At 51.5% G+C, this 24,582-nt stretch carries 29 protein-coding genes and 4 pseudogenes; 16 read left to right on the top strand and 17 right to left on the bottom strand.

The window, feature by feature from the left end:
- Positions 1-65: 65 nt before the first annotated feature.
- Both JCM10550_RS20880 and JCM10550_RS25310 read right to left on the bottom strand, forming a co-directional pair.
- Entirely contained in the window at positions 66-800 is a 735-nt protein-coding gene (locus JCM10550_RS20880) for an ATP-grasp domain-containing protein (RefSeq protein WP_281175416.1), read from the bottom strand.
- Positions 801-802: 2 nt separating this feature from the next.
- Positions 803-1,114: pseudogene (locus JCM10550_RS25310) on the bottom strand (hypothetical protein); the annotation flags it as partial.
- A gap of 168 nt (positions 1,115-1,282) precedes the next feature.
- Here JCM10550_RS25310 and JCM10550_RS20870 point away from each other — a divergent pair.
- The 3 genes from JCM10550_RS20870 to JCM10550_RS14275 all read left to right on the top strand — a co-directional run bounded on the left by JCM10550_RS20870 (position 1,283) and on the right by JCM10550_RS14275 (position 3,172).
- The gene (locus JCM10550_RS20870; RefSeq protein ID WP_218185236.1) at positions 1,283-2,068 is read left to right on the top strand and encodes a class I SAM-dependent methyltransferase; all 786 of its coding nucleotides are present in this window, start codon (positions 1,283-1,285) and stop codon (positions 2,066-2,068) included.
- Positions 2,068-2,397, top strand: coding sequence for a hypothetical protein (locus JCM10550_RS20865; RefSeq protein ID WP_218185235.1), 330 nt, complete (start codon positions 2,068-2,070; stop codon positions 2,395-2,397). The genes JCM10550_RS20870 and JCM10550_RS20865 overlap by 1 nt, the downstream gene beginning before the upstream one ends.
- Before the next feature lie 193 nt (positions 2,398-2,590).
- Positions 2,591-3,172, top strand: a complete 582-nt coding sequence (locus JCM10550_RS14275; RefSeq protein ID WP_062400082.1) for an archaellin/type IV pilin N-terminal domain-containing protein — start codon at positions 2,591-2,593, stop codon at positions 3,170-3,172.
- A 111-nt stretch (positions 3,173-3,283) separates the two neighbouring features.
- Here JCM10550_RS14275 and JCM10550_RS23565 read toward each other — a convergent pair whose 3' ends face one another.
- From JCM10550_RS23565 to JCM10550_RS14245, 7 genes and pseudogenes are all read right to left on the bottom strand, one after another.
- Complete coding sequence (locus tag JCM10550_RS23565; protein WP_245619284.1) at positions 3,284-3,439, bottom strand: hypothetical protein; 156 nt, start codon at positions 3,437-3,439, stop codon at positions 3,284-3,286.
- 20 nt (positions 3,440-3,459) lie between these two features.
- Positions 3,460-4,080 (bottom strand): triacylglycerol lipase, encoded by a 621-nt coding sequence (locus JCM10550_RS14270; RefSeq protein ID WP_245619283.1) that lies wholly within the window; start codon positions 4,078-4,080, stop codon positions 3,460-3,462.
- A 102-nt stretch (positions 4,081-4,182) separates the two neighbouring features.
- The gene (locus JCM10550_RS14265) at positions 4,183-4,470 is read right to left on the bottom strand and encodes a hypothetical protein (RefSeq protein ID WP_157200310.1); all 288 of its coding nucleotides are present in this window, start codon (positions 4,468-4,470) and stop codon (positions 4,183-4,185) included.
- 15 nt (positions 4,471-4,485) lie between these two features.
- A complete protein-coding gene (locus JCM10550_RS14260) occupies positions 4,486-5,151 on the bottom strand; it encodes a TIGR00266 family protein (protein WP_062400078.1) in 666 nt (221 codons plus the stop codon).
- 158 nt (positions 5,152-5,309) lie between these two features.
- Positions 5,310-6,021, bottom strand: a pseudogene (locus JCM10550_RS14255) (ABC transporter ATP-binding protein).
- Positions 6,021-7,209: pseudogene (locus tag JCM10550_RS14250) on the bottom strand (iron ABC transporter permease). Before JCM10550_RS14250 ends, JCM10550_RS14255 begins: the two co-directional pseudogenes overlap by 1 nt.
- 87 nt (positions 7,210-7,296) lie before the next feature.
- A pseudogene (locus JCM10550_RS14245) lies at positions 7,297-8,440 on the bottom strand (iron ABC transporter substrate-binding protein).
- A 366-nt stretch (positions 8,441-8,806) separates the two neighbouring features.
- On the opposite strand from JCM10550_RS14245, the gene JCM10550_RS14240 reads away from it, so the two are divergent.
- The gene (locus tag JCM10550_RS14240) at positions 8,807-9,289 is read left to right on the top strand and encodes a peroxiredoxin (RefSeq protein ID WP_062400076.1); all 483 of its coding nucleotides are present in this window, start codon (positions 8,807-8,809) and stop codon (positions 9,287-9,289) included.
- Between the two features lie 144 nt (positions 9,290-9,433).
- Positions 9,434-9,967, top strand: a complete 534-nt coding sequence (locus JCM10550_RS14235; protein WP_062400074.1) for a hypothetical protein — start codon at positions 9,434-9,436, stop codon at positions 9,965-9,967.
- A 58-nt stretch (positions 9,968-10,025) separates the two neighbouring features.
- On the opposite strand, the gene JCM10550_RS14230 is transcribed toward JCM10550_RS14235, so the two are convergent.
- Positions 10,026-10,238: a hypothetical protein gene (locus JCM10550_RS14230; protein WP_062400124.1), complete on the bottom strand. Its 213-nt coding sequence runs from the start codon at positions 10,236-10,238 to the stop codon at positions 10,026-10,028.
- Positions 10,239-10,308: 70 nt separating this feature from the next.
- Between JCM10550_RS14230 and JCM10550_RS14225 the strand changes: the two genes are divergently transcribed.
- From JCM10550_RS14225 to JCM10550_RS14205, 5 genes are all read left to right on the top strand, one after another.
- On the top strand, positions 10,309-10,866 hold the full coding sequence (locus tag JCM10550_RS14225) for a hypothetical protein (RefSeq protein WP_218185234.1): 558 nt from the start codon (positions 10,309-10,311) through the stop codon (positions 10,864-10,866).
- 84 nt (positions 10,867-10,950) lie between these two features.
- A complete protein-coding gene (locus JCM10550_RS14220; protein WP_062400070.1) occupies positions 10,951-11,223 on the top strand; it encodes a hypothetical protein in 273 nt (90 codons plus the stop codon).
- 99 nt (positions 11,224-11,322) lie between these two features.
- Positions 11,323-12,315, top strand: a complete 993-nt coding sequence (locus tag JCM10550_RS14215) for a LamG domain-containing protein (protein WP_083475540.1) — start codon at positions 11,323-11,325, stop codon at positions 12,313-12,315.
- A 145-nt stretch (positions 12,316-12,460) separates the two neighbouring features.
- Positions 12,461-13,240: a pyrroline-5-carboxylate reductase gene (locus tag JCM10550_RS14210; protein WP_062400066.1), complete on the top strand. Its 780-nt coding sequence runs from the start codon at positions 12,461-12,463 to the stop codon at positions 13,238-13,240.
- Between the two features lie 50 nt (positions 13,241-13,290).
- Positions 13,291-14,625 (top strand): NAD(P)/FAD-dependent oxidoreductase, encoded by a 1,335-nt coding sequence (locus JCM10550_RS14205; protein ID WP_245619281.1) that lies wholly within the window; start codon positions 13,291-13,293, stop codon positions 14,623-14,625.
- A 63-nt stretch (positions 14,626-14,688) separates the two neighbouring features.
- On the opposite strand, the gene JCM10550_RS14200 is transcribed toward JCM10550_RS14205, so the two are convergent.
- Positions 14,689-15,591, bottom strand: coding sequence for a 4Fe-4S binding protein (locus JCM10550_RS14200; RefSeq protein ID WP_245619279.1), 903 nt, complete (start codon positions 15,589-15,591; stop codon positions 14,689-14,691).
- A gap of 110 nt (positions 15,592-15,701) precedes the next feature.
- Between JCM10550_RS14200 and JCM10550_RS19160 the strand changes: the two genes are divergently transcribed.
- Positions 15,702-15,974, top strand: coding sequence for a hypothetical protein (locus JCM10550_RS19160; RefSeq protein WP_157200308.1), 273 nt, complete (start codon positions 15,702-15,704; stop codon positions 15,972-15,974).
- A 115-nt stretch (positions 15,975-16,089) separates the two neighbouring features.
- Entirely contained in the window at positions 16,090-17,373 is a 1,284-nt protein-coding gene (locus JCM10550_RS14185) for a hypothetical protein (RefSeq protein ID WP_157200307.1), read from the top strand.
- 102 nt (positions 17,374-17,475) lie between these two features.
- Here JCM10550_RS14185 and JCM10550_RS14180 read toward each other — a convergent pair whose 3' ends face one another.
- The 5 genes from JCM10550_RS14180 to JCM10550_RS23555 all read right to left on the bottom strand — a co-directional run bounded on the left by JCM10550_RS14180 (position 17,476) and on the right by JCM10550_RS23555 (position 22,106).
- Positions 17,476-17,952: a winged helix-turn-helix domain-containing protein gene (locus JCM10550_RS14180; protein WP_083475544.1), complete on the bottom strand. Its 477-nt coding sequence runs from the start codon at positions 17,950-17,952 to the stop codon at positions 17,476-17,478.
- A 266-nt stretch (positions 17,953-18,218) separates the two neighbouring features.
- Positions 18,219-18,956: a hypothetical protein gene (locus tag JCM10550_RS14175; protein ID WP_062400057.1), complete on the bottom strand. Its 738-nt coding sequence runs from the start codon at positions 18,954-18,956 to the stop codon at positions 18,219-18,221.
- Between the two features lie 26 nt (positions 18,957-18,982).
- Positions 18,983-19,765: a PepSY domain-containing protein gene (locus tag JCM10550_RS14170; RefSeq protein ID WP_062400054.1), complete on the bottom strand. Its 783-nt coding sequence runs from the start codon at positions 19,763-19,765 to the stop codon at positions 18,983-18,985.
- Positions 19,766-20,634: 869 nt separating this feature from the next.
- Positions 20,635-21,381: a DEAD/DEAH box helicase gene (locus JCM10550_RS23560; RefSeq protein WP_245619298.1), complete on the bottom strand. Its 747-nt coding sequence runs from the start codon at positions 21,379-21,381 to the stop codon at positions 20,635-20,637.
- Positions 21,382-21,398: 17 nt separating this feature from the next.
- Positions 21,399-22,106, bottom strand: a complete 708-nt coding sequence (locus JCM10550_RS23555; RefSeq protein WP_245619277.1) for a DEAD/DEAH box helicase — start codon at positions 22,104-22,106, stop codon at positions 21,399-21,401.
- 722 nt (positions 22,107-22,828) lie between these two features.
- Between JCM10550_RS23555 and JCM10550_RS14155 the strand changes: the two genes are divergently transcribed.
- The 4 genes from JCM10550_RS14155 to eif1A all read left to right on the top strand — a co-directional run bounded on the left by JCM10550_RS14155 (position 22,829) and on the right by eif1A (position 24,468).
- On the top strand, positions 22,829-23,068 hold the full coding sequence (locus JCM10550_RS14155; protein ID WP_062400050.1) for a DUF2769 domain-containing protein: 240 nt from the start codon (positions 22,829-22,831) through the stop codon (positions 23,066-23,068).
- 79 nt (positions 23,069-23,147) lie between these two features.
- Complete coding sequence (locus JCM10550_RS14150; RefSeq protein ID WP_062400048.1) at positions 23,148-23,813, top strand: protein-L-isoaspartate(D-aspartate) O-methyltransferase; 666 nt, start codon at positions 23,148-23,150, stop codon at positions 23,811-23,813.
- Positions 23,798-24,136, top strand: a complete 339-nt coding sequence (locus tag JCM10550_RS19900) for a hypothetical protein (RefSeq protein ID WP_062400046.1) — start codon at positions 23,798-23,800, stop codon at positions 24,134-24,136. Before JCM10550_RS14150 ends, JCM10550_RS19900 begins: the two co-directional genes overlap by 16 nt.
- Positions 24,097-24,468 carry a translation initiation factor eIF-1A gene (gene eif1A, locus JCM10550_RS14140; protein WP_083475539.1) on the top strand — a complete coding sequence of 124 codons (372 nt, stop codon included), beginning with the start codon at positions 24,097-24,099 and terminating at the stop codon, positions 24,466-24,468. Before JCM10550_RS19900 ends, eif1A begins: the two co-directional genes overlap by 40 nt.
- Here eif1A and JCM10550_RS20860 read toward each other — a convergent pair.
- A partial coding sequence (locus JCM10550_RS20860) for a hypothetical protein (RefSeq protein WP_218185245.1) occupies positions 24,385-24,582 on the bottom strand: 198 nt, incomplete at its 5' end. The genes eif1A and JCM10550_RS20860 overlap by 84 nt on opposite strands.

Here is a 24,582-nt window from a genome sequence, read left to right as displayed (position 1 = left end):
AACCGCGGTTGCCGCCTGCAACGCCCCCCCATACTCTTTTTTTGGTCAAAATATGTCGGTGATGGTCACCGAGTACGGATGAACTCCCGCAGATCAGCATGCAGGAATCTCTCTGCTTCCCGCAGGTCGCCGCCTTCCAGTCTTGCAAAGAAGAATCCGAATACCGGATAGGAGGTGAAATCCACCGGCCGCATCTCCAGCGGATGGGTAAACGATGCGGCAAACCCAGCGTAATCAAACCCGGCAATTGTCTCGGGGGGCATGTCTGCGGGCGGCTTTACGATGAGAATGGCATAGACATCTCCATTGTCATCGGCGAGAAGCGTCTCCCAGTCCGGCACATGCTCTTCGAAGTATGCCCGATATACATTGATGCCATGGGCATACTCCGCGATATCAGTCGTACACCATCCGGCAAACCGCATCGGATTTACTTCAATGGGCACGACATGCCCGTCCGTATCCACACGCAGTTCAATATGCAGGGGAAAATTCCTGATGCCGGTGAGTTGCTGAATCCGGCGAAGAAGGTCCGTCACCGGTGAGAGATATTCTCTGATGATCGCTTTGGATGTCAGATAGACTTTGTCGTCCACATCCGCATCGGATGAGAACATATGGGAGAGGATATTGAGAACAACCGGTTCCCCGTCAGCCGTAAAACAGGCATCCACCGCGAGTTCGGTACCGGGAATATACTCTTCAATAATCCATGTCGCAGCGTTGTACACCTGCGGGGGGGGAAAAGCGAGGAATGTTCTTTCATATCTGATTTCAGTGACTGCAGAACCTCTTCCCATTCCGCATCCGAGGCGACCATGTGCACCCCTGCACTGAAGAAGCCGACTGCCGGTTTGATGATAAAAGGCTTCGGAATACTGCGGATATCCAGACTGTCCAGATCTTCTGCTGCCAGCTCACGGAAGAAAAAATCCGGGAATAGTGGCTGAAGCAGACGCCGGAATGCCACTTTATCCTTGAACTGTGTGATGGTTTCCGGCAGTCCGGTAGATGCCAGATGATCCGCAATCCACTGAAGCGCATGTTCAGAATTGCTGTAGAGTTTCTGTTCGGGATTGTTCTTTATCAAAGCAATACCTGCCGTATCTTCCATGAGAAGGGTACCGTCCGGAAAGCCCTGTTTCAGAGAAGTCTCATTTCTGAGCACAGGCAGACCGGCAGAGATTATGGTTTCTTTCAGGTAACGGGATACATAGGGTTCATCGAGTATGATCACAGGCGATACAGCTCCGGTAGAGCATATTCGGGTCATACCGACAAAATGGTAGCGGAGAGCACAGGGGGGGGTTTGCCTGAAAAGGCCCTTTCCGGCAGCTCACCGGGAACAAAAACCCCCTCATGTCGGGAACGAAATGAATTCCTATTTATGAGAGGAAATATCACACCTATTCTGATCAATTATCGTTTTCGTATAACAACAATCTTTGGCGGCCACCCTCTGCACAGAGACCAACGCCGGGAGATCCATACGGAGAGATACTCAGATTACTCTGACATCAAAGGAGAAGCATATGATACCGACAACCATCGACTGGAACGAATGCTGGAAAGAGCAGTGCAGAAGAATCATGAGACCAACAAGCGCAAAGACACGTCAAGCATGTGGGACGAACAGGATGCCGCCCGCAAGTTTTACCGGATGTCGTATGAAAAGAACGGGGAACGGGTCAACCTGACCCTTGCAGGACTCGCTCTGACACCCGAATCACGGGTTCTTGACGTGGGGGGGTCAGGGCCCGGTGCGATCACCATTCCCCCCCTCGCCCGCAAGGTCAGTCACGTGACCGCGGTGGAACCTTCCGAAGGGATGTTTACCGTGCTCAGGGAGAACCTGGAAGACGAGAAGATCACGAATGCAGACTGCCTACAGAAACGCTGGGAAGACGTGGATGTGGCAGCGGATCTCTCCGGACCCTACGATGTGGTCTTTGCGTCATTCTCTCTGGATGTCCCCCCCGATATGAAAGCCGCGATAACGAAGATGTGCGAGCTTCATCGCAGTATGTCTATATCTACTGGTTTGCCGGAGAGACATCATGGGAGATAATGGCAAAAGACCTCTGGCCGCGTCTCCACGGGTCAGCGTATGTAGCCTCACCCAAATCCGACATTATCTTCAATACTCTGTACCAAATGGGCATCTATCCACATGTCGAGCATTTTGTCTATGAACATATCTACCGGTTTGCAACCGAGGAAGAGGCGGTCGAATACTTCAAACCCCGCCACCTCATCACCACCGCCGAACAGGAAACAATACTCAGAGACTACATTATGCAATCCCTGGAACATGACGGTGATACGGTCACCGTGCCCGGCCATTCCCACCGCATGAAGATCTGGTGGGATGTGAACGATTTTTCTTTGGCTGAATAAGATATCTTTCCTCCAATTTTTTCCGTTCCATAGTCGGCACACCCTGCTCTTAAATCAGGAATGTATGCATCGTTCCTTGAAACCAGAAAATACCCCCCCTAGAATAAAATTTTTAAAAAAAGAAAATAAACATATTCAGCAGGTTTTCACGGAACCAAAAAAACTATTGTACACACCAGTAGGGAGGAAGGAAATGAGATGTAATTCAACCCCCCCTGATGAAGGATTTACCGGATTGGAGGCCGCAATTGTGCTTATTGCATTTGTTGTGACCGCGGCAGTATTCTCCTATGTAGTGCTGGGTGCTGGTTATTTTACCACACAGAAATCTCAGGAAGTTGTCTATACCAGTGTTGATATGGCATCATCCAGTATGCAGGTTATTGGAGACGTATATGCATGGTCTACCGATGGAGGCTCAACAGCTGATGCCATTCGTTTCACTCTTGGTCTTGCGGCCGGTGGCTCACCCGTTGATTTTAATACGGTTCAGGCAGTCTTTGCAACCAGTTCTGATATTGAAATTCTTGATCACCATGATCCTTTTGTTACCAGTGAAGGGATAAATCCTGGAGAGTGGAACATCAGTCATGGTGCTGAAACTGATGATCTGCTCCTTGAAGGAGAGGACAAATTTACCTGTGTTGCCAAACCTTCTACGGGACTGACACAAAACCAGGAGTTCAATCTTGAGATTCGTCCGTCCATAGGTGCCGCAATTGGTTTGAAAAGAACAATTCCTGCAAAGATAAACAAAGTAAATATTCTTTACTGATTTTTTTCACTGCTCCGCTATTCTGCGTTATTTCCATAGTCCGTTTCCGGCACATTATATTCAGGAAAGAATGGAAATTGCCGCACGGCATCAACCAAAAACAGAAAAATATTATTCCCGTAAAAACCGGATCACCTGTTCTGCCACCTCCGGGTTACCCGGCAGGCGGAGATGACAGTAATCCGCAGCGGCCGCATTCAGCACCGTCGGGTTTTCCGGCAGCACGGCCACATCGGCACCGGGCAGGCGGGAATCTGCGTGGGGCACAATCCCATCACCGTGGGCGGTCAGCTGCCAGCCGTCGGGGGGGGAATATGCCCACGTCTGTCCTTTGAAGAGGGGGGGAAAAAATCCGGTGTGCCGGTTACATTTCCCGCCACAATCACCCGATAGCGGATATCATTGCGCAGACCCGCATCCCGCAGTGCCTGCACGAACGGCCCGGTTGACCGGAAATCCTGAACCAGCCGGTCTGTCATGGGATCATACGTGCGTGGCACAAAGGTGCCCGTCAGCTGCCGCAGAATATCGGGTCCGTGAACGGGATCGTTGAAGAGTTCCGCCATTGATGAACCGTTATTCGGCGGGCCGATGCCAATCAGATTTCGCACCGGAATACGGCAGGAGACCCCGTCCATCACCTCCAGCATATACCGGGCCACCGCAGCACCCATGGAATGACAGACCATATCAACCGGTCCGTGATAGGCATACTCCTCCTGCATATCGTGGATATAGCCCATCAGGGCATGACCAATCTCTTCACCACCCGCATCCCGCAGTTTGCTGTGGCTAAAGTTCCAGCATACCACAGACTCCGCTTCCAGCCGTCTGACAAGAGATTTCCAGACCCCCCCGGGGTGGCTCTTCCAGCCATGTACAAGCACAACAGGACAGCACGCATGCATATGCTATATTATTGTCAGTTCTCAGACATGTGTAGATCGATCAACTACCCATGAATGAAGTCGTGAGCTTCCTGTTTGTTTGATCGTAAAAAACGAAAAGACCTAGTGGTCTTCATTATTGTTCACCGGTGAAACCTCGTCCAGTTCATAATTGCCCGGCTCGACCGTGGTATCCTTCATAATATACATTGGAATCGCAAAGACTGCAATGCCGATACAGATGATACCCACGACGATGAGTGCCAGAAGAAGGAACATGAAAAGGCCTACCGCGATGATGCCCAGATTGGCCAGTACAAACAGGATGATGGCAATGATGACACAGGCAAGGAGGATGATTCCCCCTGCCCGTCTGCCGCGACTGTTTGCGTCAGTGCTTTTCTCTGTCATAGGCATATCAGAATTTCAGCTGGAATCCCCACTGTCGCCTCCGGATGACTGGGTCGGGAGGAAAGGCTGTACGGCATCCGCCAGCTGCGGCAGGGTCATGGACTGAATTATTATTTTTCCGGGTCCGGTGAGTGTGGTCATGAAGAGACCTTCCCCCCCACCGAACATCGCCGTCTTAACGCCGCCTGCTGCCTCGATATCGTAGTTGACCGATGGTTCCCAGCCGACCACATGGGCTGTCGACACCTTGTATGTCTGGCCCGGCTTCAGGTCAATTTCCACGAGATCTCCTGCCGCATGTAAAAAGACCATACCCTCACCAGAAAGGTGCTGGAGAATTAATCCTTCACCGCCGAAGAATGTAGAACCCAGACGTTTCTGGAATGCCATCTCCCACTTCACACTCTCTTCGGCGCAGAGAAATGCATCCTTCTGTGCAATAAACTCCTTTCCGGTGATGTCAAGTGCGGCAATCTTTCCCGGACAGTTGCCGCCAAATGAGACCAGTCCCGGACCGCCTGCACTGGAGAAATGCGTCACCATAAAGGATTCGCCTGCAAGGGTGCGTTTCAGACCTTTCAGAAGCCCGCCCTGAAGTTTTGCCTCCATATTGATGTTGCCACTCATGTAGACCAGAGCACCGGCCTCAGCCCAGACCATCTCGCCCGGCTCGATTTCCATCGTGACGAACTGCAGATTATCCCCCTGTCAGATTATATTTCATAATCCACTATGTGCAAAAAATGGTAAAAAGGTTCTTATCTTGTCCCCCAAATTCAGATGATACCGGGAAAAAATGGTGCAACGGGATGGGGGGGTGGCGGGCAACAGCTCTTCCCTCATCTGTCCCCCCCGTTGGGTACCACCACGGGATGACCTGCCACCGTCTCCACATAGACCGGCAGGCCGTACACCTCTTCTATTATGTCAGGCTGGATGATATCATGGCCACCGGCCTCATAAATCGTCCCGTCTTTCAGGAGAATAAACCGGTCTGAAAACCGGATGGCAAGATTGAGGTCATGCATCGTCATGACCGCAGATACCTGGTGGCTCTTCAAGGAGCAGGAGCCGGGGGGGTTCCTGCACCAGGGCACGGGCAATACTCACCTTCTGAAGTTCTCCCCCCCCGCTCATCTCATCAATATAGCGCAGGGAAAGATCCTCAAGCTCCAGCATCCGGACTGCAGCATCAACAATCTTCAGATCGGTATCCGAAATATTCCAGCCCATATGCGGCCGACGGCCCAGAAGAATGGCATCAAAGACGGTCAGGCGTGCCTTCTCGCACTGCTGTGCCACATAGCCGATGCGGCGTGCCACCTCCATACGCGAGAGGGAGAGGATATTCTCATCGCCGACGAGAATATCCCCCCCGGTCTTCGGTGCAAGAATCGCATTAATGCACCGCAGAAGCGTGGTCTTCCCCCCCACCCCCCCGTTTGGCCCGAGAATGGAGACCACCTCTCCGGGATTAACGGCAAAGGATACATCGTGCAGCACATCTGAACTGCGGTAGGTAAACGAGACATCATTTATGTCAAGAATCACTATGAACGCCCCCTGATAATGAGATAGAGGAATATTGGAGCTCCCATAAATGCCGTGAGAATCGCAACCGGCAGGATATGGGGGGGGCGAGTATCAGGCGGGCGGCCGTGTCGGAGGCAAGAAGCAGGAGTGCGCCGCAGACACAGGTGCCAGGGATCAGGTAACGGTGATCATCGCCGATCAACCGGCGCACCATATGCGGGCAGACAAGGCCCACAAACCCGATAACACCCAGGAACGCCACAACGACGGCTGTCACAAACGAGGCGACAAGCATTCCTACAATGCGTTCGCGGTCGACGTTCACGCCAAGTCCCTTTGCCGTCTCATCGCCGGCATCAATCGCATTGTAGTCCCAGCGTTTGAGGATGAAATAGATCATCGCCAATATGACGACGACACTCATCACGATCAGTTCATTCCACCCGGCCCGGCCCACATCTCCAAACGTCCAGAAGACGACAGCAGCAAGCTGCACATCATCAGCGAAGTACTGCAGAAACATCGTCCCTGCGGTAAAGAGTGAACCGATGGCAACACCGGCAAGCACCATCACCTCCGGTGATGATGCCCGGATACGCGATATTGCGATGATGATACCGGTTGCTACCATACAGAAGAGGAAGGCAAAGAAGGTAGTGATGTACGGATTATTAATGGCAATCGCGTCGGCACCGCTGCTGCGCATCGTGCCGGTCCCGAGGATAATGACCGAGAACGCAGCACCGAATGCGGCTGCATGGGAGATACCCAGAGTAAACGGAGATCCCAGGGGGGGATTTCTCAGGACAGACTGCATACCGGCACCGGCAATCGCAAGGCCCGTTCCCGCCACGATCGCGGCAAGCGCCTGCGGCAACCGGATTTTCCAGATGATGCGATCATAGAGGGAATCACCACTCACGGGTTCCACCAGGGTTCCGGCAAAGGAAACATCCGGCAGTTCAAAAACAGAGCTAAGCAGTCCATACACCCAACCCAGGATCGTTTCCACCGCAGTACCCAGCATCCAGTAGATCCGTGCCAGAATAACCTCGACAACCGAAAGAACCGGTATCTCAACCGCACCGACCGCAATGGAGACCACAAGCAGCAGCACAAGCAACAGGATACCTGCTCCGATGACCGCCACCTTTCGCCGGGTATATCTGATATACCTTCCGGAATTTTACCGTCAGCAAAATGCATAGGAAACCCTCCTGCCGGCGGGTGAAACAGCCGGCATGAATATCATCTCTGTGCCGGTGCTAATTTCACAAAAAAAGAATGTGTGGATCATTCCAGGCTGATCCGTTCAAATACCTTATTTTCAAAGAGTCCGTCCATTTTATCGTAGACCGGTTCTCCCACGAGGAAGGTGTAAATCTCATCCGCTTTCTTTGCCGGGTCAACGTCTGAGAATGCATCGGGGTAGAGCACGGTGCCGATAAAGTAGGCATCAGCCATCACTGACCCGTGGTTTGCGGTATACCAGTTATACGGCAGCACACCATACACCTCGCCTGCCTGCACCGCAGTCATCGCGGCGTAGGACGGGTCATCTTTCAGTTCATCAACTGCCGAAGGGCTGGTCTGCAGGGTTGAAAGGTCCACAAAGATGATCTCAGGATCAAAATCAATGATCTTCTCCGGTGCAATATTGGCGTAGGCTGTCTGGGGGTCCTTCAGAGAACATACGGGCATTTACAAAGATAAATGGTGGATAGGTAGGCTGTGTTGACTGGAAACCATGCGGGCCACTGTGGGCAATGCCACCGACAAAGACTGTTTGACGATCTGCTTCTGCAACCCCCCCTGCGGTTCTCTCGTTCAGGTCTGTGGTCATAGTGTCAAAGTAGGTGATCACCGCTTCGGCACGATCGTCGTTGCCCATGACGCTACCCATCAGACGGAGCGACTGATCCATAAGTGCACGATTTTTACTCAGGTCTCCATACTGGAGGGCAACCACCGGAATGCCGGTCTTTTCCTGCAGTTCGTCAGCAACAGACGCCTCGGTGCAGTAGGTCTTGAAGATCACCTGCGGATTGCAGGCCACAACCTTCTCCGGGTCGTCGTTTCCGCGGAATTCACCGATCATCGGCAGAGAGGAGAACTGCGGGTTTGCAAGGGCATACGGCCGTGCATCAAACATGTTCTCTTTAATCTCCATATCGTCCACACCCACAGCATGGTCTTCCGCCTGCAGATATGTCAGATACCGGAGACAACCGGGGGGGCCGGAACAGACTACCCGATCGGGTGCAGCAGGAACCGTAACCGTACGGCCCATGCCGTCTGTGATGGTCATCATACTAGCGGATGAATCTCCTCCAACCGGTGCGGCTGCAGATGATGATGTGCTGGTGCATCCTGCACAGAGGGCAGCAACAAGAACAAGGCCGCACACAGCGGCTGCAAATAATCCAGAATATTTCATGTAATCACTTCACACTTTTATTAACCTATGTAGCACTAATAAAAAAGATTTGCTAATTTGATCACACCAAATTTTACCCACTTACTATTTATATGATTTATTCAGTCATAAAAAACTGAACGTATGTGCATCAACAATCACCGGCTTTCAGGTAAAATACCGGATGTTCCCCACAAGAAGAGCCAAACAGTTCGGGGGGGACACGCAATGACATCACCTAAAGGAGATGCATCCCTATGATGCAGGGATAACCTATTATCTTCCCGGCATACTCCCATGCAGAGAAATAAGCGGGAGCCAAAATACCAACCAGAATATAAATAATTATAAATAGCATCGCGTAAGGAAACTCTCTCGTGAATCATCATGGTGGCACTTGACGTCGGCATGCCGGCACCCGGATTCTGTCTTCCGGACAAAGACAATACGGAGATCTGCCTGAATACGTTTTCCGGGAGATGGCTTGTGGTCTATTTTTATCCGAAGGACAATACTCCCGGATGCACGACCGAGGCAAAAAGTTTTAACGAGGAACTGGAGGCATTTTCCCATCTGAACGCGGAGATCATCGGAATCAGCGCAGACTCCTGTCAGAGCCATGCAAAGTTCGCCGGCACCCATGGTCTGAAGATTATCCTCCTCTCGGATGAATCACATACAGTCATTGAAAAATACGAGGCATGGCAACCAAAAAAGATCCTCGGGCGTGAACTACTGGGTATTGTACGGACCACCTACCTCATCGGCCCGGATGGTCACATCCGCGAGGTCTGGTCGCCGGTCAAGGTGACCGGGCATGTGGAGATCGTGAAAAAACGCCTTGAAGAACTCCAGGCTTCATCTGAATAAGGAACGTGCCCTCTCCCCCTGCAGTCCATCACAGATATTCAGGGCATTTGCAGAATACCTCACTCCCCGGTACAGAGATGCCCCAATGAAAAGACCTTGGTGGTGCCCGACAGATTCATTATACCGGAAAACCATTCAACCCCCATGGTGACAGGATTCCGGTTCCCGAAAATAACTGCAGAGGCGCTTTCCGGGAAGAGAAAGACCCTCCCTGACGCAGCCAGCGGGGGGGCACCGGCACTCATCGTCGTGGCATTTGCCCGCGAGGCACAGGATATGATCGATTCATGGCTCATTCCTGTCAAAGAGGATTTCCAGAGTTCAGAAAGAATCGCAATCTATGAGATCCCGGTGATCAGTTCAGCCATCTGGCGGCCGATGCGAAAAATCATTGACAGTGGTATGCGTTCAGGCATTCCGGACGCTGAACATGACTATGTGATGACCATCTATGGCGGTGCATCCGAACTCACCGGACCGCTGGAGATAACCGACCCGTCATCGGCATATCTCTATCTCATCGACAGAGACGGAATCATCCGCTGGGAAGGAAAAAATTTTGCAGAGACCCAGACGCTGTACCGCCTGAAAGAGATAATACGCAAATGTCTCAGTCAGGGAAAACGCACAAAAGAAGATGCTGAAAGAAGAGAGGAACCGTCTGTTCCTCTCCCATAATGATACAACATCGTATCAATCCGGATTATCGAATTTCCCCCGGTCTGAAACAGACAGATCAGGTATTCTGTGCTTCCGTGTAGGCATCATACATGCTGTAGATCCAGACGATGAGGTACAGGGGGGGAATTGCGATAAGCGTGAACCAGAAGAATGCCAAGACACCTGCTGCAACAAAGAGCAGAATGGCCTTCAGAAACTGCCCGGTATAAAACTGTCCCAGTCCGGGAATGAAAAATGATAATATCAGCGCTAAGAGAGGCGATGCCATGTAGAGAAGTCTCTGCCAGACCTGATGAATCTGTTGATTGGGAGAGATGAGAGCATGACAAAAGGAATATATGACTTTTTTCCAACCCCCCCTCTGGGTGAAAACAGACACGGAACCAATGACCGCAGGTATTCCGGTATTCATTGCAGCAGTGCTCATCTGTGGAACCATCCTTTCCGCAGGGTGCCTTCAGACAGAAGAGTCACCGGCACCCGTCTCCGATGATACAAAAGCACATGCAGAAATGCTCAGTATACTCGGCACGCTCCAGGGTGACATCAACACCCGGCTTCTCGCGCTTGACAAAACAGCGGCAGAGACCGCAGCAGAACTATCCGAAACGGGCCTTGATGCCTCGTGTGCGTGCAATTACGTACCTTTGACAACCCTTCTCTACGCCGACCCCTCGGGCAAAACCGTGATCGCCGTTGACAGGGACGGCACCGTAGTCACAGGCCTTCCGGCAACAAAGACTGAGACCCTCATCGGAAAGAACCTGGGAAACCAGACTGTGGTTCGGCAACTCTTCACCACCCGACAGGCCCTGATGAGCGACATCATTCCACTTGAACAGGGCGGGTATGCCTCGGTCATCGAGTATCCGGTCTTTACCCTGATGACTGCATGACAGCTGGTAAGCCTGGCGTTCGCACCGGATGAGATCATCGGGGAGTATGCGGTTCTCGCTGTTGAAGGCACACCGTATACCATCATGGCAGCCCAGACGGACGGGCGCATTCTCTATGACGCAGACCCGGAAGAAATCGGCAAAGAGACCTTCAATGAATCCCTCTATGATGCATTCCCGGAAATATCCGACTTTGCACGTCATTATGCAGGTAACTGGTCGGGGTATAACACCTATGCATTCTATGACACCGGCTTTGACAGAGTCGTGCAGAAAGAGGCCTACTGGACAACCATCGGGATACATGCCACCGAGTGGCGGCTGATCATCATCCGGGAAATGGAAGATACGGCCTGACGGAAAAATACCCCTAAAAAATATTCCATCTTTTTTTCGCTGAGTGAATGCATCTGCCCCCCCGCACCATTGATAAAACAAAAAACCCATAAGACATGTATGAAAGAAGGACAGACCAGTACACTACACAGAGGTTCAAAGGAATCTGCTGTGCAGGGGGGGTCCATCGGAATCATTCTGATGGTTGCCCTTGCAGCAGTGGCAGCATTCATCGTCGGCACCGTCTGGTTTGGGATATCCGATTCGCTTCTTTTAGAACCTGCACTCTTTTCAGGAACAATGGCAGCATACAGCATCGGCGGCAATGATTCTGCACAAGATATTGCCATCTTCTTCAGAGAAGGCGACACCCTATCTTTCCAGGGCACACAACAGGGCATGCCCGCATCCATCATCCTGACCCGGCCGGACGGCAATACCGCGGAGATACGGTATGGTAACGGAACAGAAGAGTTCAGACCGGGAGATACGCTCTATATCTCCAGACAATCCCGGCAGAACGCCACATATCTTCTGACGAAGGAACAGCCATCCACGGATGTAGCCCTTGAAAATGGCACATGGAAGCTGACCATGATAGATGCCGCCCTGAAGGTTCCCCTCATATCTGCCACCATTGAAGTCACCGGGGGGGAGCCCGGAGAGGATGAACCCGTCCCTCAGATAAACGGATTTAGTGTCGAGAGCTGGGTTCGGTGGAATAAAAACCCGACACCGGCATCAAATAATGAAAATTGGGCCACCATTGTTGTGAAAGGCGATACCAACGATAATCGCCAATACCACCTTGAGCACGATATAGACAACTCAAGATTTGAGTTTGTCGCAGCAACCAACGCAACAGGCGATAAAGTGGTCTTTTCATCCACCCAGCCACAGAAAGATGTCTGGTACCACGTCGTCGGTATCTATGACCAGACAGATGGCACCCTCGCAATTTATGTCAATGGAAATCGGGAAGCATCCATCAATATAGGTACCGGCGGTCTTCGTCCTTCAACAGGCCCCCCCTACCAGGTCGGGGCCCGGATGGGATCTCATTTTATTCCACTACCCATGTCCGCAAGTTTGACGGCACCATCTCAGGACTGAATACATACGGCAGGAGACTGACAGACAATGAAATTTCAGCCCATGCAGCAGCGGGACATCCCTGAAAAAGAGATACAGATAAGAAAGCAGAAGAACCAGTGAGAGGGATGGACACACAGATTGGGATCATCGGGACGGGGGGAGCATGGGATGCATGCTCATCCGGTCATTTATCCGGGGTGGGGGGGCGGCAGTCCCGCACCACATCTCCGCCTCAAACCGGACACCAGAGGCACGAGACGCAATCGCCAGGGAAACCGGGATAGGAATTGCAGACACCAACCGCACACTTGCGAGGGATGCGGACATCATCATTCTCTGTGTCAGGCAGCCGGACGTGGTGCCGGTCATGGAGGAGATCAAAGACCTTTTGACAGACGACAAACTGCTCATATCGATTGCATCGGATGTCGCCCTGAGCGAACTCGAAGCCCTGACACCGGCACGGGTGGTGCGGGTGATACCCTCGGTCACCTCGGAACACCTGAAGGGAGTGTCACTCATGGTCTTTTCCGGGCGCACCACCCCGGCCGACCGGGAACTGGCCCTGTCCCTCTTCGGGGCTATCGCCACCCCCCCGGTCGTCATCGCAGAACAGAATATCGAAGCCTACACCACCCTCACCAGCTGTGCCCCCCCGGCATTCTTTGCAGCGATGGTGCACGAATTTGCCCAATCTGCAACACGGATGACCGGGATTCCTGCAGCAGAGGCAGAACGGCTTGCCTGCGAGACGTTCATCGGAACAGCCGCCCTGCTGGAGACGCCCGGAACCACCTCTCCGGATATCATCCGTCGCGTGGCCACCCCCCCCGGAGGGATCACCGAAGAAGGGGGGGTGAATGTGCTGGCCCATGACTTCCCTGCGGTCTGCGATGAAATATTCAGGGCAACCGCAAGAAAACATGCACAGTTCCGTGACTAGTCTTTCAGAGAATAATGCAACATACGTTTGGGCCTGCAAAGCAATACTCCATGAACACCAAAAACGACCACCCAACAGCTATGACCGAAAAAGATAATTTCAGCGACAGAGACCCTGCCGATACCCGCACCCCCCCATATACTGCGATCATCATCGGAGGCGGCCCTGCCGGTCTCTTCTGTGCCTGCCGTGCTGCAGGAAAAGACCGGCGTATCCTTGTGCTTGAGAAGATGCCCTCCTGCGGGAGAAAACTCTGCATCACCGGAGCGGGCAGATGCAATCTCACCCATACCGGCACAATGGCTGATTTTGTGTCCCATTATGGGGGGGATGGCGGAAAATTTCTCCGGCCTGCTTTGATGAACTTTAAAAACACCGACCTGCTGGCATTCTTCCGGGAACGCGGCATCCCCTTTACCGCCGATGAAAACGGCAAATACTTCCCCCAAAGACGGCACGGCAAAGGATGTCCTCTCCGTCTTATGGCAGAGTGCATGCGTGCAGGGATTGAAATTCGATGCGGGGGGGAGTCCGTCCAGACAATCAAGCCTACAAACGATCTCTTCACGGTCAGTAGCGAAGATGCCACCTATACCGCAGAGCAGGTCGTGCTTGCAACCGGCGGAGCCTCCTACCCTGCGACCGGGTCCACCGGCGACGGATACACGCTTGCAGACCGACTGGGACTGCCCGTCACCGAGACCGGACCGGCACTCGCGGCCGTCCTCATCAGGGACTATCCCTTCCGCGACTTAACCGGCATATCATTTGACGACGTCCCGCTCTCCCTCTACCGGGATAGCAAAAAGACCCGGCAGGTAACAGGAGACATCATCCTCACCGTAAACGGTATATCCGGCCCCCCCGGTGCCCTGCACATCTCCCGGTATGTACGGCCCGGTGACAGCCTGCACGTCGGATTTGTGACCGGCACAAACGAGGAGAGTGCCCGAAAAGATCTGGCTGCCGTCATCGCAGGCGGAAAAAACCGACAGGTGAAGACCGTGCTCGCGGAGACCGGGATCCCAATCCGGTTTCTCATCCGCCTGCTCGAACTCTCCGGCATCCCGCGTGATGCCACCTGCGCCCATCTCACCAAAACCGACCGAAACACCCTCATCCGGTATCTGACCGACTTCCCGTTCACGGTGAAAGGCACCGAAGGCTATGCAACAGCGATGGCGACACGGGGCGGGGTGGCACGGGATGCCATACGTCAGAAGACCATGGAAGCAAAAGAAGTGCCCGGCCTCTTTTGCATCGGAGAGGTTCTGGACATCGACGGGGGGGACACCGGCGGCTACAACCTGCAGGCGGCCTTTTCAACCGCCGCACTCGCCGCAAAGGCCATGGTATCGGGGGGGAAAACCAACAAAAAGAAGTAACACCAGGCAGACCTGCCGCCCTTTAGATTCCCCGAAAAATTACCGGGGGGGAATGATCCCTGCCTATTCCTCTTCATCCAAAATACCGGCAGCCGACCACCGGCCCGATGCACGCCGGTAGACAAGGGCCCCCCCCTCCGCCGGGCAGACCTCAACGCACCGGCCGCACATATAACATTCCGACTTCCGGTCACCCACCTTTGCCTCATTCGTGGGACAGACCCGTTCGCAGCACCCGCATTCAATGCATGCGGGAGTCCGGCGGAACTTGAAGGCACTCACCGCCGCGGTGAGGGAGAGCAGCAGCCCGTAGGGGGGGCAGATGAACCGACAGAACGGTCGGTAGACCACCATTGAGAGCAGCAGCACTCCAAGAAAGACATAAAAGAGAACGGATGTCACATCAAGCGAGAAGAACTCCTGCAGGCCGAAATAATCGATAATGCCGACAGACCATCCGAACGCTGCGGCAAGGACGATGACAAAGACCGCCGCCCGGATGCCACGGGTGATCCCTTTCCAGTTCTGCCCGAATTTCGGCAGGGGCACAAGGGAGGCAAGTTCCTGAACGGCACCCGCCGGGCAGATATGACCGCAGAATATTCGCCCGAAGACGAGAGAAAGGAAAAGCATCAGAAGCAGTCCTGCCGCCGCCACCTGCAGGGAGACGCCCAGTGACGCAACATCACGGAGAATCAGCTGCTGGAAGTTGTGCGGTGCAACCGGTGCGAAGATCAGAAATCCAAAGCCTGTCGAGATGAATAAGAATAGAAACGCCTTTTTGCGATTTATTTTCCCCCCCGTATACCAGAGTATCGCAAGTGCGAATACCGCCACAATGGCATACAAAAATCCTACCGTCCGGGGGATCAGGTTCGCTCCTCCGGCACCGCTACCTCCGCCTGTTCCGCTCATATATCTGTCTCCCTTTCGCACCATCATGCGATAACAACCGATATCCGCCACAGGGGAAATACTTTTACCCGGAGTTTCCCGTCATGAGACCCCCCCGGTAGGGTCTTCTCCGCATTCCCATGAAACCTTTATCATTGTTCAGAGGGAGGATAGAGACAGCCATGCAGGCAGACACCGAGAACGGGAATATCCGAAAACCACCCGCAGAAACCACCCGGTCAGCGGCAGATTCGATATCTCCACCCGCCCGCCTCGCAGCCTCAATAGAGGTGGGGGGGCTCATCGTCACCGAGCACCACTTCACCGCGGGTGCGGTACTGGAGGCAATCAAAAACGTCTTTCTCCGCCTCGACACGATCCTTGCCGACACCCCCTCATTCCTACCGGTTCTTCCTTCCCCCCCACCAGGCGGGACCGGAACACATCATCCTTGAAGCCCTGCTTGCAGACCGTGTCTGGGAAGCAGCGCACCCCCGGAGATTGTCCTCATCCACTGTGGAGAAAATGAACCGGATGATAACCTCTGCCCGTTTGAAGGGAATATAGACCATGGAATCAAAACCATCCATGAAGAGGATGCAACCCCCGGTTACAACCCGGTCCACGATGCGATCATCGACTGCTGCACCCTTGCCCTGCTCGTCGGGGGGGAGTGGGAACGGTGCTGCCCTCTACGGACCGGGGGGGAGTGTCTTCGATCTTGCACGGAATCACGGACGAACGATCATCGCCGTCAACCCAACGAACGGCAGCCAGTATGAACGGTCCCACGACGACATGATCTTCGATTCCTATGCACAGCTCAACCAGTATAATACGGAAGAGGTGAACCTCACCAGGTATACCGCCACGTACCGGCGCTACACCACCTCACTCCGTGAGGAGGCAAAGAAGGCAACGCTGAACGACGATATTCTGGAACCGATATACGGATCGTTGCTCCCCCCCTACTTTACCCGGACCCGCCTTCTGGCAAAGAAGTACCAACGCCTGCACGCAATGACCGGCATATGTGTCTCCCTCCTTGCCGCCCTCGCCGTTGCCACCATCACCTTTCAGACGCTGTTTCTCCCGGAGATGGCCTGGCTGGTATGGGTGGAGGTGTTTGAAATTTCCCTGATCATTTTCCTCATGTATGCATCACGCCACGGGGGGGATTTCCACCGCAGGTGGATTGATTATAACTTCCTCGCCGAACGCCTGCGTGCGGCATTCTTTCTCTGCATCATCTGTATCCAGTGCGAAAAACCGGATACCCCCCCTCATATGAGCATGGCCCACCGCCCCCCCAACGACTGGATCGTGATGGCGTTTGAAGAGATCATTGCCTCCCGACCCATCTATTGCTGCCGTCTGGACATACCCTACGTACCCATCAAGAAGTTCTTCCGGTCTGCATGGATCACAAACCGCCTCTCGTTTTATGAACAGGCGGGGGGGAAATCCGCACGGCGTGCATACACCATGCTGACCTATGCCGGTGTAACGATTTTTTCCGTCACCCTCATCCTCGCGGTTTTTCACGCAACCGGTATCGGTCACTGGGAGACCGAATACCCGTTCCGTGTTCCGATGCTGATGGCCTTTTTCACCATCACGCTCCCTGCCGTAGGTTCGGCCATTGCCGCACTCCGTCTCCAGCGGGAATACCAGCGCAATGCCGAACGGTATGCACACACGGTCCGCCATATCACCGCCATCAGAAACCAGATTCAGCATGCAAAGAACATGGAATTCCTCTGCGAATTTCTGGAAGAGATGAATGAGGTCACTCTCCGGGAACAGCAGGACTGGCGTATCATCTTCCGTTTCCGGCAGGTGGAGGCAGTGTAGAATTACGGTCTGCAACACAGAGTGGAAAACGTCAAAAGGAAAGGCTGGTGACTGTCTCACCAGATCGTTCCAGTTCTTTTGAAACTGTTGGCTGGACAGACATTATATTGAATACCTTTTCTTTGCTTTTCTCAACCGGAAAAGAATATACCAGAGTGCAATTGCCAGAATAAGGAGCAGTTCACCTATGATTAACATCAGAGGATCATGAATCGTACTGGTATCCTGAACGGTATAGCCGCATACATATGAGTGAATAAAAAACAAACCGGCAGTAAGTGTAAAAATTGATGTGCCGAGCAACAATACTATTCTGTATCCTTTTTCCGGATGGAGAATGCGTTGTGCTTTTGAGGTAAGAGAATAGGTACGCCATTTTCTGCTACCATCCATTTTTATAAGCCCACAATCCATTAAAATGCCAAGATGCTGGTGGACAGTAGACCTGGCAAGATCGAGTTCTCCGGCAAGGTCATTTATACTATTCCCTGACCGGTCATCAAGTGCTTTTAATATGGCTATCCGAACATCTGAGGATAAAGCAGTGATGTCTTCCCGGTTGAGTGCAATATCATTCATATCTGAATTATCTCCGAGAGACCCCCCAGGGATATAATAGTATAATATTTTCCGAACAAAGAGTTTTGTGGATTGCATCTTCATTACAATCCCCCATAAATCGGCGGTTCACAGATTGGAGTAAAAATATGGGAATATTACCTCAGGAATTCATAGTGAACTCCCTCCGGGCTAAAGACCAGGGGGGGGTTTTACGCTTTACTAATAAATCCTAGAATAAAATGGTGTGGCAATATCTCAAAAATAGTTGGATGTGGTTGTTTTTTTCACCTTCCACGAATTGTTGGTGCCGATCCCAGTTCCGGTGCATCCTTTCCTTTTAGTATAAATTTTACATCTCCTGATGGCGGCCTTCCATGATTGGAATAATAAGTGCATGAAGTGCTGTTTTTCCCGGTGAAAGTATATGGGGCACGCATTTTGATCGTAAGACGACGAATTTCTTCCTTTTCGGGTTTTAAAAGTTCAGTCACAATCCGTACTTCATCTGATTTTCCGGCTGAAATATTGTCTATACGCACCTCTTTTGTGATGAAAGACACGGTATCCCTCTCTGGATAACCGGTGGTTTCATTCAGGTTTTCTGTCCATGATGTCATATTGAGGATAGCACTCTCACAATCTTTCCCTGCAGTATTCCAGACAATAAAATCAATGCTGAGATTATTACCCTCAACTGTTATATCGGGTGTATACCACATATCTTCCGGGTGTGACATATTGGGGGGGCTGTAGCGGTCTCCGATATTTATTGCCCGGTTCCATTTGTCCTCATCCCGGATATGCCAGCTTCCTCCCTTATCTTCATCATAAATTATGACCGGAAATTTATAATCCGGGTTTCCATAATCCAGACTAAAAGGCATTATCCACCGGATAATTTTGAGAGGTTCCTGCACATGGTTTGATTTTAGATTAAATTCACTGACTATGAAATAATTTGCGGAAATAATGAGAATTATGGTAGCAATAAGGGCTACCCAGATCCAGACCTTTGAACGCATTGTACCATCCTGTGATATACAGTCATTTAGAGGTATGGGCTGGTCATCAGCGCCTCTCCTGTCAATGCATCAATTACTACCAGACCACCCTGAAGGACATAATCCTTAGGCTTACCTTTCATGGTAATTACCCATGTCAGAGACTGAAGGCCGGGTTTTGTATATTCTATGGTTAATTCGGCTGTTTTTTCAGTAACCTCTATGCCAGGAAATTGTTTTTCCGCAATTTTTAAGGCATCTTCCTCTGAGAGCTCAGGTTCAAGTACGCAATTAATCTCTCGCTGAATTCCAATATATGACACTATCCAGCCGGATACAGGATGAATATTTACAACAACGGTATTTGGTGTCAGAACCCCCCCTTCAATATTTTCTCTCCAGATAAATGAATTCTCACTGCCTGCATCACCATGATTTCTTAAATCGGATTTTATAAGCTGCATATTCATGTCAGCAAAGCCGGAGTATTTCTCTTCTGCGTACTCCCTTGCAACCATTTCTACCCCCCCGGCAGAATCAGGCCGAATTTCACCAGATGATTTCCGGGCATCATTAAAAGATGCACGCTCAACCACGCCCGTGTACATATTGACATATACCTGACCATTGCCTGTGCTGAATGTATAATAATCACCTATATTCAGGCATTTGGTATTCTGATACTGTATATTGGCTGATGGATCATTAACAAATTCCTGTACTTTTTCTTTTGCAATGTCCACCCCGATTGGAGCTGTGGCTATAACTGCATACACCGCTGAAATAGTAACAAATATACCCATAATTGCGATAATAAATTCTTTTTTCATTCTCAAATCACCTCTCAATAGACTCCATAACGTGCAGGAGTAAGGTAACTATTGTAACTGCCTGAGATTTCATAGGTATCAACCCATGGTAGCCGGTAGGCCATTGCCAAAAGCAGTCATCTTTTGCATTTCTCGTAGCATCTGAAACGGTCTCACCATTCCGGACACGATCCCAGAAACCTTCGGACCAGCATTTCCCGTTTTCACCTTCTATCACCGTATGATTACCCTGAAGCAATATTCTATTCAGAAGATGAACCGATAAACCCTACGCGGTCGTTCGGAAAAAACCGAACGAATCTTAAATAATTCCATTTACATGCATGGTTGGAAAGGTATGAAAATCTCCAGCACTCCAGCACCAATATAGGAGATAACGCTTCATGAAACCTGACTTTCAGATTATATAAACTCTGCAATGAAAAGTGGGCAAAGGTAATGCTCAGCAATTCAAACCCAAGGAACAATGAACCGTATGACGACTTCTCTGACGGTCTCTGCAGGAATTTCAATATCGAAAGAATCGCTGCAAGACAATCCATAAAACCCATAAATTCAAACGGGGAGTCATTGTAAACGTTCACCGAAAATGGATTCAGTGTGAACATAAGGACATTTCTGCCCGAGCAGAAACTATCATCTGCCGTACATGATACGGGAAATTTGCCGGAAAAAATCCGAAAGAATCACCTGCAATAGACAAAACCGGAATTTTTCCTTCGGTCAAATCAGGATCTGCCTGATCCGCAGTCCGGATTTTCCAGACTAAAAAAATATTTAGTATCTTCTTTTCCGGGAATTTTCATTCTTTGGACAGTCATAGCCGAGAGCTTTCCCGTTGACAAGTTTTGTGCCGCCGATGGATTTGCCTACCATTCCTTCAACGACCTGCTTTGCCTTCTCCTGGGGGGGACTTCCAGCAGGGAGTAGGTGTCAAAGATGCTGATGGCGCCGATCTCCTTGCCGGTAATGCCTGTCTCTCCGGTGATGGCTCCGACAATATCCTTTGGCCGGATACGGTCTTCCCTGCCCAGATTCATGCAGAGCTGAACAATGCCCGAGTGACCGAAACTATCCGCCTGAATGGAAGAGTTGTCATCCGAATCATTGCCGGTATCCAGTTTCATCTTCAGCAGTGCTGCAGCGATATCAAGAGAGGTGTAGCCGTCAACCATGACCTGCTCGACGATCTCGACATACTTGTCGTTCTCACTGTCATCCGCGGTCTCCTTGATCTTCTCTATCAGATTGCGCATGCGGGTACGTTCAACGTCACGGGCAGTGGGCAGGGGGGGAATCGCGGTGATCTTGATATGTGCATACTTCTGGATGCTCCGGAGTTTGTAGATCTCCTTGGGTCCGACAAAGGTGATGGAACGTCCCTGACGTCCTGCACGTGCCGTCCGTCCGATACGGTGGACATAATATTCCACATCCTGCGGGACATCGAAGTTGATGACAAGGTCCACATCATCCACATCAATTCCCCGTGCGGCAACATCGGTTGCGATAAGCACATCAATTGCACCCTTGCGGAACTTTGCCATCACGCGGTCACGCTGTGACTGTTTCATGTCACCGTGAAGTGCCTCTGAGAAGTAGCCGCGTGTCTGCAGCTGGGTCGTCAGTTCATCTACCGCACGCTTGGTGTTGCAGAAGACCAGGCAAGTTCGGGATCGTACATCTCAAGGATACGGCAGAGCACCTCGTTCTTCTCACGGTTGCGCACCTCAAGGTAGAGCTGCTCAATCTGCGGAACGGTCAGTTCACGGTGCTGCACACGCACGAACTCCGGTTTATTCTGGAACCGGCGTGAGATCTCCTTGATCGGGGGGGCGGGAATCGTTGCAGAGAAGAGCACGGTCTGCCGGTCCTTGGGAGTGTCGGCAATGATCTTCTCAATATCCTCGCGGAATCCCATATCGAGCATCTGGTCAGCCTCATCGAGGACGACCATCTTTACATCTTTCAGGGAGAGGGTCCCACGGTCGAGATGGTCCAGCACACGTCCGGGAGTACCGACCACAATCTGCACACCCACTCTCAGCGCACGGAACTGGCGCTCGATGGGCTGGCCACCATAGACAGGGAGAACGTGCAGCTTTTTCATGTATTTTGAAAGCCGGTTGAACTCTTCAGCCGTCTGGATGGCAAGTTCACGGGTCGGTGAGAGCACGATTACCTGGGTCTTTGTGGAGGTCAGGTCAACAGTATGCAGTGCCGGAATACCGAATGCTGCGGTCTTGCCGGTACCGGTCTGTGCCTGTCCGGTCACATCCTTTCCTTCAAGTATGGGGGGGATTGCCTGCGCCTGTATAGGCGTGGGCTCTTCGAATCCCATATCTTCTATTGCTTTGATTATTTCCGGTGATATGGGAAATGTCGAGAATCGAAAAAAGTTTTCCATTCTATAATAATGCGCGCTTATACCACATTATATATCGCATTGCGGAGCTGTCGGAACCACTCCCAATCGCCCGTGAGAAATCAGCAGCAGCAACCTCCCGGATTAAACCAGAATTATTGCCGGAAATGCGCAGATAAACCAGAATACTTAATGGATCACGTGGAGAAGTGTATGATAATTCATGCAGCAGACCGATGAGAGAGGTTCGTCGCATACCGGGATAAACAGCTGAGAAAAACCGTCCCTGTCAAAATAATCCCTCTGCAAACCCTTCTCCGGGACAGGACCTCGGACCATGCGGTCCGACAGCACCGGAAAAATACCATGATACCGAATTTCAACAGGATGTTTCAGACCGTCTACGAGAATTATCCATCCACCTCTATTGCCATAACCTGGTATCTCGTGACCATTATATGTGGTCTCCACCGGATGAATACCACACATCTCCCACCGAAAAAATCTGTCAAAAAATAATACCGATTTTTGAACCGGACGACGATTCTGATATTGTTGTTCAGGCCCTGACTGCCGGGACGAGTGAGTGCTCCATACCTCCGGAGATCAGAAAAATCAGCAGCACATTTATCATTTAAATATAATGACGGGGGGGGAGTAAGGGTATCCATTCACCGAATGGAAGGGGGGGGAAAGAGATGAAAGTACCAGACACACCGGAAAATATGGAGATCTGCAAACAATTCTGCGGGCCCTGTCAGACATTCCGGGAGAACAAACTGATGGATGTAGAACCACATGCACTCTTCTGTGCACGCGGTCCGACAAAAAAGGCAGACTGTGTAAGCAAGGGTTGTAACTGCCCGGAATGTGAAATTTCAAAGAAGTATGGTCTTACCGGCGGATGGTTCTGCCTGCATCCACCAAAAGAAGAGTAAATCCTGAGTATAGCACACCAGACGGATGTTATACATCAGAGAAACGAAGGTATGCAGCCTAAGGGGGAAATGACATACCATGAAAGAAGACATTTGGTATACCGCCCTGCGCAACAGGATGGTTGACGGACAGATTGCGGCCCGGGGCATTTCAGACCCTGCGGTTCTTGATGCCATGCGCCGTCTGCCCCCCCGCCACCTTTTTGTCCCGGAAAACCTGCGGGACAGTGCCTATGATGACTGCCCGCTGCCAATCGGCTACGGGGGGGCAACCATTTCACAGCCCTATATCGTGGGGGGGTTGATGACGGCCCTGATTGAACCAAAACCCGGAGACCGGGTTCTCGAAGTCGGGACAGGATCAGGATATCAGGCAGCAATCCTCGCTCTGATCGGATGCAGGGTCACCACCGTAGAACGCATTCCCGAACTTGCCGACCTCGCACAAGAGAACCTGAAACAGGCAGATGTGGAAGACATCACCGTCATCACCAAAAACGGCACGGCACTGCCAAAGAGTGAAGGGCCGTTTGACGGGATCATCACCACCGCCGCAGCACCGGATGTCCCAACATCACTGACGGCCCTTCTGGCTGACGACGGCAGGATGGTACTCCCGGTCGGAGACAGGGATCTGCAGGTACTGACCTGTATCCACAAAACGGGAGATAAACTGACAGTCTCCCATCATGGTGCAGTCCGGTTTGTCCCCCTCATCGGTGCAGAGGGATGGACACAGATATAATCTTTGCAAAGAACTTTAGTCTGAGAACCTCAGGAGAAATGGCCGGTCAGATCGTTTCCATTTTCTTCCGCGCAAGGGAGCCAAGAGAGCCGAATTACCACGTGCAGCCCTATAACATGGAATTGATGGCCCTGGAAAAGAGGAACAGACACAAACCGGATGAACCCCGGGGGGGAGAGCAGGAGCCCGTCCGTTACAAACCAACCCGCCGGATACTAAGACACATGGTCACCAATCACGGAATAAAAGGCAAAAATTACGAATATTATTCGCCCCCATCATCATGGATGACCTTTTTATCCGAAGAGGGCACATATATATAAAAGGAGTGAGTATTCTGGCAAACCAAAACAGGAAAAAAAATACACAGGCCGCACCACCTGCAATCGTACGGGTGAAACTGCCCAATAAAAGGAACGGAGAGATGTTTGCAGAAGCAGATCTCATGCTCGGTGCAAACCATATCAGGGTACGCTGTTTCGATGGAGTGACCCGTACTGGGCGCATTAAGGGAAAGATCAAAAAGCGGGTATGGATTCGCGAAGGAGACGTGTTAATCGTAGTACCGTGGTCATTCCAGGATGAAAAATGCGATATCATATACCGTTACACCCGGCCACAGCGTGAGTGGTTGCAGCGCAATAAATATCTCTGAAAATACTCGTTCAGGGATAATCTCCCTGAATTCCAACCCCATATTTTTTTCGACAACACGTATTCCATTCACCCGCAGCAGGAGCGAACGCAGTAAAACAGGAACCTCTTTTAA

Origin of the sequence: Methanogenium cariaci JCM 10550, assembly GCF_001315945.1 — an archaeon.
Lineage (GTDB): Archaea > Halobacteriota > Methanomicrobia > Methanomicrobiales > Methanomicrobiaceae > Methanogenium > Methanogenium cariaci.
This window is presented reverse-complemented; position numbering and strand designations above follow the sequence as displayed.